General features: G+C 39.5%; 16 protein-coding genes. 13 read left to right on the top strand and 3 right to left on the bottom strand.

The window, feature by feature from the left end; translation table 11 throughout:
• Window positions 1-39: 39 nt before the first annotated feature.
• Both AC1Z3S_RS17790 and AC1Z3S_RS17785 read right to left on the bottom strand, forming a co-directional pair.
• A complete protein-coding gene (locus AC1Z3S_RS17790; protein WP_461741477.1) occupies window positions 40-1,806 on the bottom strand; it encodes a sensor histidine kinase in 1,767 nt (588 codons plus the stop codon).
• On the bottom strand, window positions 1,803-2,519 hold the full coding sequence (locus AC1Z3S_RS17785) for a response regulator transcription factor (RefSeq protein ID WP_461741499.1): 717 nt from the start codon (window positions 2,517-2,519) through the stop codon (window positions 1,803-1,805). Before AC1Z3S_RS17785 ends, AC1Z3S_RS17790 begins: the two co-directional genes overlap by 4 nt.
• Before the next feature lie 199 nt (window positions 2,520-2,718).
• On the opposite strand from AC1Z3S_RS17785, the gene AC1Z3S_RS17780 reads away from it, so the two are divergent.
• The 4 genes from AC1Z3S_RS17780 to AC1Z3S_RS17765 all read left to right on the top strand — a co-directional run bounded on the left by AC1Z3S_RS17780 (window position 2,719) and on the right by AC1Z3S_RS17765 (window position 5,595).
• The gene (locus tag AC1Z3S_RS17780; RefSeq protein WP_461737487.1) at window positions 2,719-3,201 is read left to right on the top strand and encodes a 2-thiouracil desulfurase family protein; all 483 of its coding nucleotides are present in this window, start codon (window positions 2,719-2,721) and stop codon (window positions 3,199-3,201) included.
• A complete protein-coding gene (locus AC1Z3S_RS17775) occupies window positions 3,191-3,529 on the top strand; it encodes a putative DNA-binding protein (RefSeq protein WP_461741476.1) in 339 nt (112 codons plus the stop codon). The genes AC1Z3S_RS17780 and AC1Z3S_RS17775 overlap by 11 nt, the downstream gene beginning before the upstream one ends.
• 16 nt (window positions 3,530-3,545) lie before the next feature.
• A complete protein-coding gene (gene ffh / locus AC1Z3S_RS17770; RefSeq protein ID WP_461741475.1) occupies window positions 3,546-4,967 on the top strand; it encodes a signal recognition particle protein in 1,422 nt (473 codons plus the stop codon).
• A gap of 136 nt (window positions 4,968-5,103) precedes the next feature.
• Window positions 5,104-5,595: a GNAT family N-acetyltransferase gene (locus AC1Z3S_RS17765; protein ID WP_461741474.1), complete on the top strand. Its 492-nt coding sequence runs from the start codon at window positions 5,104-5,106 to the stop codon at window positions 5,593-5,595.
• Between the two features lie 129 nt (window positions 5,596-5,724).
• Here AC1Z3S_RS17765 and AC1Z3S_RS17760 read toward each other — a convergent pair whose 3' ends face one another.
• Window positions 5,725-6,603 carry a MurR/RpiR family transcriptional regulator gene (locus AC1Z3S_RS17760; protein ID WP_461741473.1) on the bottom strand — a complete coding sequence of 293 codons (879 nt, stop codon included), beginning with the start codon at window positions 6,601-6,603 and terminating at the stop codon, window positions 5,725-5,727.
• 166 nt (window positions 6,604-6,769) lie between these two features.
• On the opposite strand from AC1Z3S_RS17760, the gene AC1Z3S_RS17755 reads away from it, so the two are divergent.
• The 9 genes from AC1Z3S_RS17755 (at window position 6,770) to AC1Z3S_RS17715 (ending at window position 15,061) form a co-directional block, all read left to right on the top strand.
• Window positions 6,770-7,333, top strand: a complete 564-nt coding sequence (locus AC1Z3S_RS17755) for a sugar O-acetyltransferase (protein ID WP_461741472.1) — start codon at window positions 6,770-6,772, stop codon at window positions 7,331-7,333.
• A gap of 14 nt (window positions 7,334-7,347) precedes the next feature.
• Entirely contained in the window at window positions 7,348-7,674 is a 327-nt protein-coding gene (locus tag AC1Z3S_RS17750) for a hypothetical protein (RefSeq protein ID WP_461741471.1), read from the top strand.
• 721 nt (window positions 7,675-8,395) lie between these two features.
• Window positions 8,396-8,749, top strand: a complete 354-nt coding sequence (locus AC1Z3S_RS17745; RefSeq protein WP_461741470.1) for a hypothetical protein — start codon at window positions 8,396-8,398, stop codon at window positions 8,747-8,749.
• 293 nt (window positions 8,750-9,042) lie between these two features.
• A complete protein-coding gene (locus AC1Z3S_RS17740) occupies window positions 9,043-9,720 on the top strand; it encodes a hypothetical protein (protein ID WP_461741469.1) in 678 nt (225 codons plus the stop codon).
• 29 nt (window positions 9,721-9,749) lie between these two features.
• Window positions 9,750-10,352, top strand: a complete 603-nt coding sequence (locus AC1Z3S_RS17735; protein ID WP_461741468.1) for a hypothetical protein — start codon at window positions 9,750-9,752, stop codon at window positions 10,350-10,352.
• Between the two features lie 14 nt (window positions 10,353-10,366).
• Complete coding sequence (locus AC1Z3S_RS17730; protein WP_461741467.1) at window positions 10,367-11,674, top strand: hypothetical protein; 1,308 nt, start codon at window positions 10,367-10,369, stop codon at window positions 11,672-11,674.
• Window positions 11,675-11,689: 15 nt separating this feature from the next.
• Window positions 11,690-12,985 carry a hypothetical protein gene (locus tag AC1Z3S_RS17725; protein ID WP_461741466.1) on the top strand — a complete coding sequence of 432 codons (1,296 nt, stop codon included), beginning with the start codon at window positions 11,690-11,692 and terminating at the stop codon, window positions 12,983-12,985.
• A 44-nt stretch (window positions 12,986-13,029) separates the two neighbouring features.
• Entirely contained in the window at window positions 13,030-13,926 is an 897-nt protein-coding gene (locus AC1Z3S_RS17720) for an ABC transporter ATP-binding protein (protein WP_461741465.1), read from the top strand.
• Window positions 13,907-15,061: an ABC transporter permease gene (locus tag AC1Z3S_RS17715; RefSeq protein WP_461741464.1), complete on the top strand. Its 1,155-nt coding sequence runs from the start codon at window positions 13,907-13,909 to the stop codon at window positions 15,059-15,061. The genes AC1Z3S_RS17720 and AC1Z3S_RS17715 overlap by 20 nt, the downstream gene beginning before the upstream one ends.
• Window positions 15,062-15,180: the final 119 nt, after the last annotated feature.

The following is a 15,180-nucleotide window of genomic DNA, read 5'->3' as shown; positions in this document are numbered from 1 at the left end:
AATTATAGAGCCAAAATTTCCTTCCCATCACAGTGTTCCTTATAAATGAGTAGGTAGAGTGACAGTAAAAATTGTTCCTTGTTTTATGCGGCTGCTGACAGTAACGTGACCACCAAGGGCTGTTGTATATTCCTGCACGATTGCTAAACCAAGACCGGTGCCTCCGGAATCACGGCCACGAGCTTTGTCGACGCGATAAAAGCGCTCAAAAATACGTTCTTGTTCCTCTTCGTCAATTTCAATCCCAATATCTGTGATGGAAAAAGTTAACTGGGCGGTTGTCAGCTGATATGCAATTGTAATTGTAGTTTCTTCAAAGGAGTAATTAATGGCATTTTCGATTAAATTTTTAACAATTGGCTGGAAAAATTTTGGCTGGGTCACAAAATAAGCAGGCTCCGGGCCATCGATCGTGATGGTCAAATTTTTCTCAGCAATCTTGCGGCGGTAATTACTGCTGATTGTCGTAAATAATTGATGCAGCTCAACACTTTCGGGTTCTGCCAGAACTGTTTTACCATCTTGTGACAGCTGAATAATTTCTTGAATCAGCTGCTGTAGCCGTTTGGCATCTTTTTGCATAATCAATAAAAATTCAGTTAAGGTCACGGGATTATCTTTCGCACCGTCTAATAAAGTTTCGGTAAAACCAATCAAAGAAGTGACCGGTGTCTTTAATTCATGGGAGACATTGCCGACAAAATCCCGTTGCAATTTTTCTAACTGCTTGACGCGGGTTAAATCGTAGGCAATACCAATCAGTTGCGGTGCCTGATTTTCATCTTGGACATAGCGTATAGAAATGTCTAAGACTTGCTCTTTTGGAAATTTTAATTTCAAAATTTCATGGACGAGGGGATGCTCACTGGTCGCTTGGTGAATCAGTCGAATTAATTGTGGATCTTCAATTACATCTGTGTAGACTGTCGTTTCATCAATTGCTGTGAGACCCAGATGCTCGCGAATTTTTGGGTTCGCAAATTTCAACTGGTCCTCTTCATCAATGATGAAAACACCAATCATTAAATCATTTAATAAAGTATAAAATTGATTTTCTGTGGAGGTATAGGCTAAGTAAGTGCTGCTCATCTTCTCGCTCAGCTGATTAATCGTCAAATATAATTCTTCCCATTGATTGGAAGCCTCTAAAATATTACTGGCAACTTCGGGATGGTCCACCATTTTTTTTAAGACCGGCAGAACAGTCTCCATCGGCCGATTTTTTTGGCGGATTAGATACAGGACCATCAGGGCGATGATGATAAATGCAATCGTCAGCACGAATAAAATGGATCGCCGAAAATTTTCCGCTGAACTGGCAAAGCCAACAGTAGTCTCAGAGATTCTTAAAATACCGATGCGCTGATTATCCAGGGTAACTGGCAGAGCAACATAAAGTAATTCTTCTCCTAAAGTAGCGCTTTGGCGCAATGAGGAGCCTAAAGAATTTCCAGATAAAATAGCCTGAATCTCTGGTCGATCATTGCGCTCTCCCATTAGCGTTGGGTCGTAGCTGTCATATAAAATAGTGCCGTCACGGTCCATCAAGGTAATGCGCTCGGTCTCATCTGTCACAAAATCATTGAGCATTTGTTTGATTTCGTCAGTCACCTCAAGGCCTTCATCAATCGTTCGATTTTCTAGCTGAGTGACAATCAAGCTGCCGTTTTTTTGTAAATATTCGGTTTGCTGCTGGATGACTTCTTCTTTAAAGAAATGATTGATGGTCAGCCAACTGCCGATAAACAAAAGTAAGACGACGACTAGACTGAGGACAAACTCAAAACGTTTCCGCTGAGTTCTCATTTTTTCGGCTCCTGAAAACGGTAGCCGAAGCCGCGAACGGTTTGTAGGTATTCTGGATGTTTCGGATCTTTTTCGATTTTTTCCCGCAGGTGGGAGACGTGGACATCGACAATTCGACTTTGTCCGGCAAAATCAAATTGCCAAATTCGATTTAATAAAGTATCTCGGTCAATTACCCGGTCTTTGCGCTTCATAAAGTAAACCAAAAGTTCAAACTCTTTTGGGGTCAAAATGATTTCTTGATTGTTAACTAACACTTTGAAATTTGAGAGTTCAGCCCTGATACCGCCCACCTGTAGCCACTCCTCTTCTTCATCAAAGGGCTTTTCTGCTGATGCCGTTTCCCGCGGCTCTACCCGCCGAAAAATGGCCTTCATGCGGGCTAAAACTTCCCTTGGGCTGAAGGGCTTGGTCAGATAATCATCGGCTCCCATTTCTAAGCCTAAAATGCGGTCAATTTGGTCGTCTTTAGCCGTTAGCATCAAAATCGGTGTATCAATTTTTTCTTGACGCAAGCGCTTAGTGACTTCCATACCATCTAAGCCTGGCAGCATGATATCTAAAATAATAAAATCAAAGGGTTCACTCAACGCTAGCTCCAATGCTGAACGGCCATTTTCAGCAGTGGTGACGTGATAGCCTTCTTTTTCCAAATTGAATTTTAGTAAAGTGGAGATTGACGGCTCGTCATCCACTACCAATACTTTTTTCACATCTTCCTTCACTCAATTTACTCCTTATGTTCGACTTGAACTAATTTTAAATGTAATAAGTAAAACTGGATAGTTCTATGCCCATTTTAACATAGAAGTAAAGAGTAGGACTATTGTTCAGCGGGAATAAATGTTATAATAAAAAAGCAATTTTTAGACGTTGATCAGCCAAGGAGGCCAGCTAAAAATGAAAAAGCCAATCATGGGAATCAGCAGCTGTCTGGGCGGAGTCAAGTGTCGCTATGATGGCGGCAGTAATCCAGTTGCTCAGCTGCAGACTTTGGTTCAACAAGGTGAAGCTGTGATGATTTGCCCTGAGGTGATCGGCGGTTTACAAACGCCGCGAACACCAGCGGAGATTGTCGGCGGTGATGGCTTTGCGGTTTGGCAAAATCAAGCCAAAGTTATGACAAAAACCGGCGAAGATGTCACAGAAAGCTTTAAAGCTGGCGCCATCAAAGCTTTTGCAAAATTACAGGAGGCCAGCATAACCACGGTGGTCTTAAAGGCGAAAAGTCCTAGTTGCGGCTGCGGTCTAATTTATGACGGTAGTTTTTCCGGTGTAAAAGTCGCCGGCGTTGGCGTAGCGACGGCCTATTTTATCAATCAAGGCTTGACGGTTTTGTCTGATGAAGACTGGCTAAAAAAAACGACTGAGGGAGCGAGTATCCATGGAGCTTGAAAAAACAAATCGCATGAATGCGCTATTTGAATTTTATTCGACACTGCTGACTGAAAAGCAGATGAATTATATGGAGCTGTATTATGCGGATGATTTTTCGTTGGGGGAAATCGCCGAAGAGTATCAGGTCAGTCGCCAAGCCGTCTATGATAATATTAAGCGTACGGAAAAAATTCTTGAGGACTACGAGCGGAAGCTGTCGATGTTTTCCGATTACATCGTTCGGGGAGAATTATTAGATAAACTGAGTGAATACATCAGTGAGACCTATCCAAAAGATCAAAAAATTCAAGAAATTATCGAAGCAATCCAAGAAATTGACGAATAAAGGATGGAATTAAGTCATGGCATTTGAAAGTTTAACAGAACGCCTGCAGGGTGCTTTAAGCAAGCTGCGGCGCAAAGGAAAAGTCAGCGAGGCTGATGTCAAAGAAATGATGCGAGAAATTCGGCTCGCTCTATTAGAAGCCGATGTAAACTTGCAAGTGGTGAAGGAATTCACCAAAAATGTTCGCGAACGGGCAGTCGGAGTGGAAGTTTTAGACAGCTTGTCACCAGCCCAACAAATTGTCAAAATTGTTGACGAAGAATTAACCAAAACCCTCGGCTCAGAAACCGTTGGCTTGAATAAATCACCTAAAATTCCAACAGTCATTATGATGGTTGGGTTGCAGGGTGCTGGTAAAACAACCTTTGCCGGAAAACTTGCCAATCATTTAATCAAAACGGAAAATGCCCGGCCTTTAATGATTGCTGGTGACGTTTATCGGCCAGCGGCGATTGATCAGTTGAAGGTTTTAGGCCAACAGTTAGATGTGCCAGTATTTGATATGGGTACCGATGTCAGCCCAGTGGAAATTGTCCGCCAAGGGATGGCGTTAGCCGAAGAAAAGAAAAATGATTATGTCATCATTGATACAGCGGGTCGCCTGCATATCGATGAAACGCTGATGGATGAACTGAAGCAAATCAAAGAAGTTGCCCAGCCAAATGAGATTCTTTTGGTTGTCGATGCGATGACCGGTCAAGATGCTGTCAATGTAGCAGATAGTTTTAACCAACAGCTGGGTATTACTGGGGTAGTCATTACCAAACTCGACGGGGACACTCGTGGTGGTGCGGCGCTGTCAATTCGTTCGGTGACCGGTGCACCAATTAAATTTATCGGTTCCGGTGAAAAACTGACAGATTTAGAAATTTTCCATCCAGATCGAATGAGTTCTAGAATTCTCGGTATGGGGGATATGCTGACTTTAATTGAAAAAGCCCAGCAGGATTACGATGAGAAAAAGGCCGAAGAATTAGCCCAAAAAATGCGGGAAAATTCCTTTGACTTCAATGACTTCATCGAACAATTAGATCAAGTTATGAGCATGGGGCCGCTAGAAGATTTGATGAAAATGATTCCCGGCATGAATCAAATGCCCGGCATTGAAAATATCAATGTTGACCCGAAAGATGTTGCCCGCAAAAAAGCGATGGTCCTTTCGATGACTCCAGCAGAACGGGAAAATCCAGATTTATTAAATCCAAGTCGTCGCCGACGGATTGCCGCTGGTTCTGGGAATTCTGTCGTCGAAGTCAACCGGATGATTAAGCAATTCAAAGAATCCCGCAAAATGATGCAGCAAATGTCTAAAGGCAATATGAATAATATTCCCGGCATGGATCAAATGTTCGGCGGTGGGGTCAAAGGTAAGCTTGGGAAAATGGCTATGAATCGGATGGTCAAGAAAAATAAAAAGAAGAAAAAGAAACGGAAATAAGCTAAGTTCAGTGATTTCGTTCAATCAGCACTCACTCGAGATAAAAAGAGTGGGTGCTTTTTAGTTGAATGAGTTTTGTAGGCTTGTCTTTTTAAGAGAAGATGTTTTAGAGGCTATTAGAAGAGGAGGGCTAAGGATGAATCAAATTTACATGAAGATTTCTCAAATGGCAGATCAAGAAAAGCTTATGGCGCTTTTTGCTGAAGCAAAGCCTTATTTTATACAGGTGGAGGGAAGAGAGCCTCTTGAGCCTTTAGCAGATATCCGTAAAAAAATCGGCAATCCGCCACCAGATGAAACAGTCAGTTGCTATACGATTTTTTTCAACGAGCAAGTAGCTGGCTATACTTGGATTTTAGTGAAACCACAACAGTATTACTATATTTTGCATTTTTATATTGCTGACAAATTCAAGCGTAAAGGTGTCGGCAAGGAGATAGTTAAGCAATTAGATGAGCTATTTCACCAACAAAATATTAAGCGCTCTGAGCTGATGGTTTCAGCTTCAAATTATTTTGGATTGAAATTTTGGACAAGCGTTGGTTACGACCGCATTATTTATGTAGAGGCCCCAGAGGAAAACTCTTTGACCTTATCAGTTGAGCTAGAGTTAATGAGGGAATTTTAAATTACTTGTTATAATTTTAAAAAATGATAACTTGATGATATCACCAGAAACAGCAGCAAAAACCAGAAAAGTTTTTTTGCTGCTGTTTTTATTATCTTCATTTTTTGATTTTGTCTAAACTGGCTGTTCTTATTCCTCCCTCAAAATGGCGGAATCTGAGGAGCGATGTTTTTCAACTTGAGCGGCAAGAGTTTGTTTCAATTTAAAATTCTCATTGTAGTTTTGGGCGAAAACACAGCTGTATAAAACATCTAAAATGTAAGTGATTGAATAATCTGTCGCAAAGGAGGCAATTTTTGAGTACAGCTTTTCTTGCGTAGACAAATGCAAGAGGCAGTCAGCTACTCGGGAAAGACTGTTTTCTCCGAGGCTCGTTAAAAGAATAATTGGAATCTGTTTTTGCTTTAATAACTGACTGACATCTTTTAGAACTTCCGTTTCCCCAGAATAGCTGATGATAATGGCACAAGAATCTGCCTCAGCCAAACCTGCCTGAAAAATTAACTCACTTTGCAGGGCATGGATGCGAACATCTTTTTTTATGCGAGCCATATTATGGGCGAATTCTTGGGCGAGTAAAAGATTGTTGCTGACGGCAAAAAGATGAATTGTTTTGGCGTCAGTAAGCAGCGTCAGTGCCTGCCGCAATTGATTATGACTGAGCAAACTCAATGAATCTGCAATCGCTTCTTCTTCTAAAGCGGCAATTTTGGCGGCGATTGACATCAAAGAATCATTTTTTGTGAAGGGGCGATTGGCGTCGACTTTGGCAACAAACTTATCTAAATAATCAATTTCTCTTAAATAGTCAGCTTTAAAGTCGCTCCAGCCTGAATAATTTAATTTCTGGGCAATCCGCACTAAAGTCGACTTTGAAGAAAAAGTCGCCAGCGCAATTTGACTGGTGGATTTATCGGCAATATTGTCTCCTTCAACTAACAGATAGTCGACAACTTTTTGTTCACCAGCCGTAAAAGAAAAAGTTTCTAAACGCTCCCGAATTAACATAGTGGCCTCTTTTCTAGAACAGTGTTTCAAAAATAGCCCTCAATTTTCAGGCGATTTTAGAACGCTGCTCCAATTTAAAGTTAACCCATTTCACTTCATTTTAGCAGTTGCTATGATGAATGAAAACAAGCAGATAAAAAATTCTGCTTGATAAGGGGGGAAGTTTTTGAATGAACTAGACAAACAGGCGGCAGGTTTGGCATATGATTTTTTTGATAGCCAACTAGTAAAAACGAAAGAGCGTGCATTGAAACTTTGTCAGGAGTTTAATCAGATTGATCCAACTGATTCAGCCAGCCAGAATATCAAAATTCAAGAGATATTTGGCTCGACTAAGGGGCCAGTTTATATGCAGCCTAATTTTTTCTGTGATAACGGCTTAAATATTCATGTCGGCAAAGACTTTTTAACGAATTATAACGTGACGATTTTAGATTGTGGACTTGTGAGGATTGGCGATTTTTGCATGATTGGACCGAACACCTTGATTACGACAGTCGGCCATCCCTTAAATCCCCAAGCTAGAAGGAGAAAGTTGGCTCAGGCACAGCCGGTGATTATCGGCAATGATGTTTGGATTGGAGGTAATTGTACTATTTTACCGGGGGTCAAAATAGGTGATGGAGCTGTCATCGCAGCTGGAGCAGTCGTGACCCAAGATGTCCCTAGTAATACGGTGGTTGCAGGCGTGCCGGCCCGTCCAATCAAAAAACGAATAGATGAGATATAAAAGGAGAGAATCGGATGACTAAGAAGAAAATACTTTTTGTTGTAGAAGATGCAGCGAATAGAAGACCTGTGATGAATCGGTTGTACAGAGAATTTCAAGATACTGTCCAAAAAGAAGGAAGTCTTTATACAATTGAAAAAATCACTAAAGAACAACGCAAGCAACCAGAACTTAAAGCCAATTTAGTTGTTTTAGATTCGTCATTGCGCTTTTTAAAACATGATTTAGGGATTTTGACAGAGGAGCAGGTGCCTGTGAAAGTGATTCCTGATGAAGTTTATATTATGGGAGAAGCAAAAAGATTGTTTGCGGAATTAGAGGACATGCTACTGACAAGCTGATGTGAAAAAGATGATTTAGTCAGCAATATATCATGAAAACGAAGTGAGATCAGTTTATGGGCAACTGATTTCACTTTTCATTTATCAAGACTACGTGAGTGGCCGGAATCGAACCCGCACTGTTCTATAAATAACGCCAACAATCATAATCGTTTAGAATTATTTTTGAGCAGAATACCATATAACACTCACAGCAGTAATCATACTGGAGTTCTGCTGGAAATCATAAAAATACGATTTAACAGAAAAAGATTTCCTGATTAGACAATCAAAAATTTTCAACTTGGCTTAGTTTAAAAATAATTGCTTATAACAAAAGCTATTTAATCTAGCAAATGACGAGTTATGAAAACGTAATCTTACAGTCTTTTCTTGAAACTAGATTTGCTTGGGCACCTTTAATTTGAAAAAAATTAATGGCTCATCTCTGTCAGCTACACAATCACAAAAGAATTTCATTAATTTCACCAGTTGTTTTTAATTTGAAGAGGTAGATTATGGCGCAAAGGGATGTTGTTTTCAAGCTAAAAATATCTTGATTAAATAGGCCAAAAGGGATGTACAAAATTTCTAAACTGTTTTAAAACATTCAACAGGAAAACTTTTAGTATCTTTCAGCTTAGCAAGTTCAAGCAAAACAGTTTCCATCCATAAAGCTCCCCCGTATAGTGAAAGGAAGTTATCGCTAAGACGATAAATTTTGCTGATGGAGGAAAAATAAATGGTAACAAGAATAAATTTGGATAATACTGAATGGCCTTTGGAGAAAATTTTACAGCAGCTGGGAGACGAGCTTGAAGCAGTTGTGAAATTGGAGGCTGAAAACGGCACAGACGTGATGGTGATTGCCAATGATGAATGGCAGCATATCCTAGAATTATTAGGAGCGACCCAAGCGCAGGGCTATCGCTTGGATGACGAGCTGCCAGATTCAGTTGAAACTATCGTGATGCAACCAGATGATGCGAACGCAACGACTGGCCTGGTGACTGATCAAGCAGAGCCACTACATCCGGAAGCGGACTTTGAGTTGGAGGCTGGCGAAATTGCTGAAAGTGATGATGTGCTAGATTAATCAGAAGAATAGCCGTGAAAGCTACTTTTAAAGCTACTTAGAAAGCTACTTAGAAATTTGCATTAGCAAGTTCTTAAGTAGTTTTTTTATGTCTCAAAGAATAAAAAAATTGAGGAGCGTTTCTACTCATCCACAAAAAATTATGAATTCCAACTCTTATATAAAAGCATTTTTTTGTTTTTCCATAAAAAAGTAGCGATTTTTGCTATTTTATCTTCTTTTAATACGGTATCATTATTTTAAGAAGACAACTGCTTTGGCTCACATGCAGCTGGTAGATTATTGGAGACAATATGAAAAATAATTTAGGTTACTATCTAAAATTTAAACGGGCAACGAGAAAAAAAGATTTGTCAGCAACAATTTTAATGCTTTTGCCCTTTTTATTGATTATTGGTCTCTTTTTTGTAAACCAAACGTTGGCTCAAAGAGAGCAAGCGGCAATTTCTGCCCGGAATCAAATGATTATTGAAAATGCTCAAGAATTTTCAGATAGAGACACTTCTCAAGATGACTACGGTTATTCAGACCAGTATTATCAGGCTTGGTTTGAGAGTAGTCAAGATAATCTAGAGAGAAGTGAAGTGTATGAACACGGGACATTTTTAGAACGCTTAAAGAGGGAAAATCAGGAATTTGATACTTTTTATAATGTGCCGTTACAGGAATGGGATTATCCAGAAGAGGAAGTGGAAACGTATGGGTTTTACGTAAAACCATTTGTTGATGGCAAAAGAATGGTCAATAATTATTTAATTGACCAGCAGATTGCTGATGATTCTATTCGTTATGGTACTAACACGGCAACTTTTTTAATTTCCCTTTCGGTCTACTTGACGGGAATTGGCGGACTTTGCTATTTTATGCTGTGTTTTGGCTTTAATCAGTTAAAACAAAATGAAAACGATAAATATCGTTTTTTAGCAGTCCAGCCTTTGCAGCGGCGAACTATTTTTTTAGCGGCTTTTTAGAGTTTTTAGGTCGTTCGGTTGGCTACCTATTGTTATTAATCGTATTTGCCTATTCTCTGGCTTGGCTTTTTGGTGAAGCCAGTAGTTGGGACTATCCGGTATTGACCACGGTCAGCGGCCAAATGAGCAGTCTTACTATACTCCCGGTCTGGCATTATTTAGTAATAGTATTTGGAATGTTTCTGGTTAATCTTTGCGGATTTTATTTTATCACAGTGCTGATTTTTTTACTTATCCGCAAAAGTTTTGTGAGTATTTTTTTCAGTTTGGCAATCTTTGCTTACTTCTTTGTCTTGAGTCAGGTAAGTTGGCCGACAAACCTGCAGGAGGCAATCAGCTATAGTCCGACAACTTATGTTACACCATCTGCTATTTTAATCGGCCAAAGTAATGAAGAACAACAATTAATCAGTGGTGGTGGTTCAAGGGGAAATCCTGAAGACGATACTTTTTCGCTTTTTTCTTTTTTATTTACGATAGAAAACGGTGGCTATTATACCGTAGCTAATTTAGCGAGGAAAACTGGCAATGGGCAAATTAGTTGGCAAAGAGGATGGTTAAGTTCGGGGATTTTTACTGGTTTAATGGCGGCCATTAGCAGCTGGCTATTTAAAAAGAAAATGTGTAGTTAAGTAAAGGAGTCGCTATGGGGGATGTGAAGAGTTATTTACGATTTAAACGTCAGCTGAATAAACACGATTTACCTGCAAAATTATTATTGCTGCTGCCTTTTTTGCTCATCACTGGCCTATTTTTTTCGAATCAATTATTAAATAATCGAGAACAGGCTGAGATTCAGCGGAGTTATCAAGAGCAGGAGGCGTATCAGCAATTTACGATTGATGCGGATTATTTATACGATGATCCTTCGTTTCCAAAAACAATGCAGGTGATTCGTGAAGGAACAGAAGCCCTCGTTGCAAAATTTGCCTTGTATCATCAGGGAACGACTTCTGAAAAATTAACTTTAGAAATTACTGAACTGGAAAAATACTATCAATTGGCCCCACGAGTTTGGTGGCGCTATCCAGATATGGAACAAGAAGTTTATGGCTTTTATCCGACATTTTTTGTTGACGGCAAGCTATTAACTGACCGCTACTTGTTGAAAAATGATATGAAAGCTGATTCCATGCGCTATGGGACTGGCACAGCAACTTTTCTCGTATCATTATCGAGTTATCTGATGGGAATTTTAGGTCTTGTTTATTTTATTCTGTGCTTTGCCTTTAGTAATCTGCGACGCAATGAAGCTGGCAAGTATCGCTATTTTGCCGTTCAGCCATTGGGTCGCAGTCGGATTTTTTTAGCGGACTTTTTTGAATTTATTTTGAAGGCATTTGTTTATTTACTGGCGCTCTTGGCTTTTGCCTATCTACTGGCTAAAGTCTTGGGATCGTCACAGGGCTGGAATTATCCTGTACTGATTGCTACAGGAAATCAGGTAGGGCAGCTATCGATTTTACCTGTTTGGCAGTATCTTTTTATTACCTCGGGGTTGTTTTTACTAAATCTTTGCTTTTTCTATTTTTGTGTGCAGCTGTTATTTTGCTTATTGCGTAAAAGTTTTGTGGTGGTGGGGCTTACTCTGGCTATATTTGGGTACTTTTTTATTCTTAGCCAGCTTATTTTGCCAGAAAATTTACAGCCAGTCGCTGCCTACTCGCCAACAACGTATGTTAATCCCAGTCAGATAATGATTGGTCAAAGTCATGAGCCACAGCAACTAGTGATGGAGACCTATGAGCAATCTAATTGGGAAACCGATTTTTTTCTATTTGAAAACTACGCCTTTATTACTGAAAATGCAGGTTATTATATGGGTCATAATCTGATTGTTAGAACCGGTAATTCTCAGATAAGCTGGGAGAAAGGTGTGCTTAGTTTAGTTGTGATAAATGGTCTATTATTATTACTGAGTATCGGACTGTTTAACAAGCGAATGTGCGATTAATCTTTAGGAGAACTTATGCAGACATTTAAAACTTATTTATTTTTTAAACGAAAACTGAGTCGCAAGGATTTGACGACAAATATTTTACTGATTATTCCTTTCCTTTTGATTGTCTTGCTCTTTTTCTCAAATCAAACGCTGCGTCAGCGGGAACAAGACCAGCTCTGGGCAAGGGATCAAGAAATAATTAAACATAATAAACAATTTCTAGTAGATTACAGAGACAGTCCAGAAGATGTGTTGCCAGAAAATCAAGAGGCTTTCAATGAGTCTACTCAAAAAGTCATTGATGAACTTGAATTATTTCACAATGGGAGTTCTACCGACCGCTTAGCAATAGAAAATCAGTGGTTTGATGGCTATTATCGGCTTTCGCCTCAACTTAGTGTCTATGGGCCCACTCCTATGGAACTCTATGGTTTTGAACCGGGATTTTATGTCGATGGCCGCAAATTAGTCAATGACTATTTATTGGAACAAAATATTGCCAATGATTCTATTCGCTATGGGACGAACACCCAAACTTTCTTGATGTCACTTTCAACCTATTTGTTGAGTATTTTTGGTTTAGTTTATTTCATGCTTTGTTTTGGTTTTCAAAACTTGAAATTTAACGAAGCCAATAATTATCGTTTTTTTGCAGTTCAACCACTTCCTCGAGTCAAAGTTTTTTTGGCAGACCTGCTAGAATTTCTGATTCGCAGTCTCCTTTTTTTAGTTGTACTAGGCTGTTTTGCTTACGCTATCCCATGGCTGTTTGGCAGTAGGAGTAGTTGGCTATTTCCTGTTTTAATGAAAGGGGAATTTTACCAGTATCACATTATCCCAGTTTGGCAATATTTGTTAGTTGCCAGCGGAATATTTTTATTAAATTTAATGCTGTTTTATATAATTAGCCAGTTATTTTTTCTATTTCTGCGGAAAAGTTTTGTCAGCATCTTTTTGAGTTTGGCGCTGTTTGCGTATCTATTGTTTGCCAGCCAATTGACTCTTCCGGCACAGCTTAGACTATTAGCAGCTTACAGTCCAAGTACATATGTGTCTGCTAGTGATATTTTTTTCAGTAATAGTAACGAGGAACCTATCTTGGTAGAGGGTGGTTATTCAACAGATCCGCTAGCTCCCAATTATGAGCATGACTACTATAGTTTTGATGCTGAGAATATCGGCTACTATTCTAATTTCAGCTTAGCTAGGCGAACATCGAATCCAGATATCAGCTGGCAAAAGGGTCTGCTGAGTTTAACAATCTTTAACGGTGTAATGTTAATTGTGTGCGGGCAAATTTACAAAAGAAAAATGTGTAGTTAAGACAGTCAAAAAATAAATATTTCGGAGTAAAAAGGAGCAGCGAGATGATTCTTAAAATCAGTCAGTTAACAAAATATTTTAAAGATCAGTGTGTATTAGATGAGGTTGACTTAGAAATTAGCGAGCCGACAATTATGGCGCTGGTGGCCCCCAACGGAACGGGGAAATCGACTTTTTTAAATATCATTACAAATATAGAATCGGCCAGTTACCAAGAAATTACTATTTTAGACAAAAAGCATACAGATTCTAGTATTTTTAAAGAGGTGACCTATCTGCAGGATAATTCAGTGCTTTATGGGGAGCTGACCGGCCAAGATCATCTAGACTTTGTCGCCAGCATTCATGAAATTTCAAAGGAAGCACAGCAGGCTTTAACCGATCGTTTGCAGATGACTGGCTATTTGAAAAAGCAGGTCAAAAAATATTCTTTAGGAATGAAGCAGCATCTGCTATTTGCGATGGCGGTGTTGCCTAAACCGCAATTAATTATTTTGGATGAACCGCTAAATGGCTTAGACCCCTCCAGTGTTCTGCGGGTTCGGGAAATTTTAAAGGAGCTGTATCAAGAGGGGACCACGGTACTTTTTTCTTCTCATAATTTAGATGAAATCGATCGTTTGACGGATAATATTTATTTTCTTCATGAGGGAGATTTTATTTCTGCTAAAGACTATCACGCCCAGAGGTTAGATTATACTTTTGTGTTAGAGGAGATTGTCCAAGCTGCTGCTTATCTTGCTCAACAGCAGCTGACTTTTGAACAGCTGGCTCCAAAGAAAATCGAAGTAACCTTGACACAAGACGAATACCAAGAGTTTTTAGAGTATTGTCAGCTTAATGAAATTCTGATTCATGATACGGCAATCAGTGAAGAGAGTACCCAAAATATTTATTTCGACTTGTTTAGGAGTAAAGATTATGAAACTGATGAAGTTTGAAGGTGTTAAATGGCTGCGGCAATTAAAAAATAAACTGTTGGTGATTGCGCTACTATTAGCGTCACTTGGCTTTATTTTTATCTCCAATCAGCAAAATGAAGAGCAGCGGCAAACCCATTTAGAAGAGTTGTCAGTGCTGTACAATCGCTATTATGACAATATGATGAGCCTGCAAATGGTCAACGAAGAAGTGACCGAGGAAGTGGCTGCGACCATCAGCCTTTACAATCAAGGGATGCAGGCAATTGATGAAGAATATCTCGGGATTAATCAAGATGATTGGCAGCGGGCCATTAGTGGGTATCTTGCTTGGCAAAGCAATCAGCTAGAGTTGCTGGCTGCAGGGGAGAATGTCGGCAGCGAAGTTGACCAGGCAGAAGTTGAAATGAATTTGCAGGTGAACCAGTATTTTCTTGACCAAAAGATTGAGCCACTGCGCTATCAGAAAAAGATTAGTGGGTTGAATACCTTGCAATTGTTTTATCAAGGCGCGATTGGCATTGTCTTAGTTTTGGTGTTGGTCTTATTATTTTTTGATTTGTTTACCAGTGAGTTTGAAAATCAGAGCATCAAGTTTTTATATACACAGCCCTTTAAGCGGAGCGCTTTTATCAAAAGCAAAATTCAGTTTGCCTTTTTTCTAGTGTTGGGACTAAGTATTGCTCTAACAATCGTAATAGTTTCAGGAGGCAGCCTCTACTCGCAGGATTTCGGAATCCTGCGATACCCAATCGTGATTTCTGAAGACTTTGTTCTTGAATTATGGCAATATCTGCTTTTACTATTTGGGACAGCTGTTTTATGGAGTGTCTTAGTTATTTTGCTAATCGCTTGGCTGTCGCTGGTGACTAAACGCAGCCTACTGACCATTGTGTTAAGCATCTTTTTATTAGCAGCGCCTTATGCTTTTATTGAAATGCTGGATGATGGCGGCAGCTTATGGCGCTGGTTTCCCCATTATTATTTACAGATGCCGGCAATTATTCAAGAAGCAGCAATTGCCGACAACTTGGGGGCAGTGCTGTTACAAGGTGGGGTACTTTTATTACTCACTACGCTGATTCTAGGAGTTCTTTTGAGTTATCAAATAAAAAAAGAACGAACAGTCAATGACATGGCTATTAAAATTAATTAAACAAATCTAACTTGTATAAGGCAGGAAAAAAATTTTTACAAAAAAAGAAGCACTAGTCAAAAGAGGCGTAACTGCCTATTGACTAGTGCTATTTTGTATTTTATTCGCTAAGTAGAAGA

Source organism: Enterococcus sp. LJL90 (assembly GCF_056924355.1).
The sequence above is the reverse complement of the archived record's forward strand: the minus strand, read 5'-3'. Positions and strand labels throughout refer to the sequence as shown.

Coding starts and splice junctions, on each gene's coding strand:
- AC1Z3S_RS17750 (WP_461741471.1), top strand. CDS start 7,348: ATGACTAAGAAGAAAATACTTTTTGTTGTAGAAGATGCAGCGAATAGA.
- AC1Z3S_RS17775 (WP_461741476.1), top strand. CDS start 3,191: ATGGAGCTTGAAAAAACAAATCGCATGAATGCGCTATTTGAATTTTAT.
- AC1Z3S_RS17730 (WP_461741467.1), top strand. CDS start 10,367: ATGGGGGATGTGAAGAGTTATTTACGATTTAAACGTCAGCTGAATAAA.
- AC1Z3S_RS17725 (WP_461741466.1), top strand. CDS start 11,690: ATGCAGACATTTAAAACTTATTTATTTTTTAAACGAAAACTGAGTCGC.
- AC1Z3S_RS17740 (WP_461741469.1), top strand. CDS start 9,043: ATGAAAAATAATTTAGGTTACTATCTAAAATTTAAACGGGCAACGAGA.
- AC1Z3S_RS17715 (WP_461741464.1), top strand. CDS start 13,907: ATGAAACTGATGAAGTTTGAAGGTGTTAAATGGCTGCGGCAATTAAAA.
- ffh (WP_461741475.1), top strand. CDS start 3,546: ATGGCATTTGAAAGTTTAACAGAACGCCTGCAGGGTGCTTTAAGCAAG.
- AC1Z3S_RS17745 (WP_461741470.1), top strand. CDS start 8,396: ATGGTAACAAGAATAAATTTGGATAATACTGAATGGCCTTTGGAGAAA.
- AC1Z3S_RS17760 (WP_461741473.1), bottom strand. CDS start 6,603: ATGTTAATTCGGGAGCGTTTAGAAACTTTTTCTTTTACGGCTGGTGAA.
- AC1Z3S_RS17765 (WP_461741474.1), top strand. CDS start 5,104: ATGAATCAAATTTACATGAAGATTTCTCAAATGGCAGATCAAGAAAAG.
- AC1Z3S_RS17790 (WP_461741477.1), bottom strand. CDS start 1,806: ATGAGAACTCAGCGGAAACGTTTTGAGTTTGTCCTCAGTCTAGTCGTC.
- AC1Z3S_RS17720 (WP_461741465.1), top strand. CDS start 13,030: ATGATTCTTAAAATCAGTCAGTTAACAAAATATTTTAAAGATCAGTGT.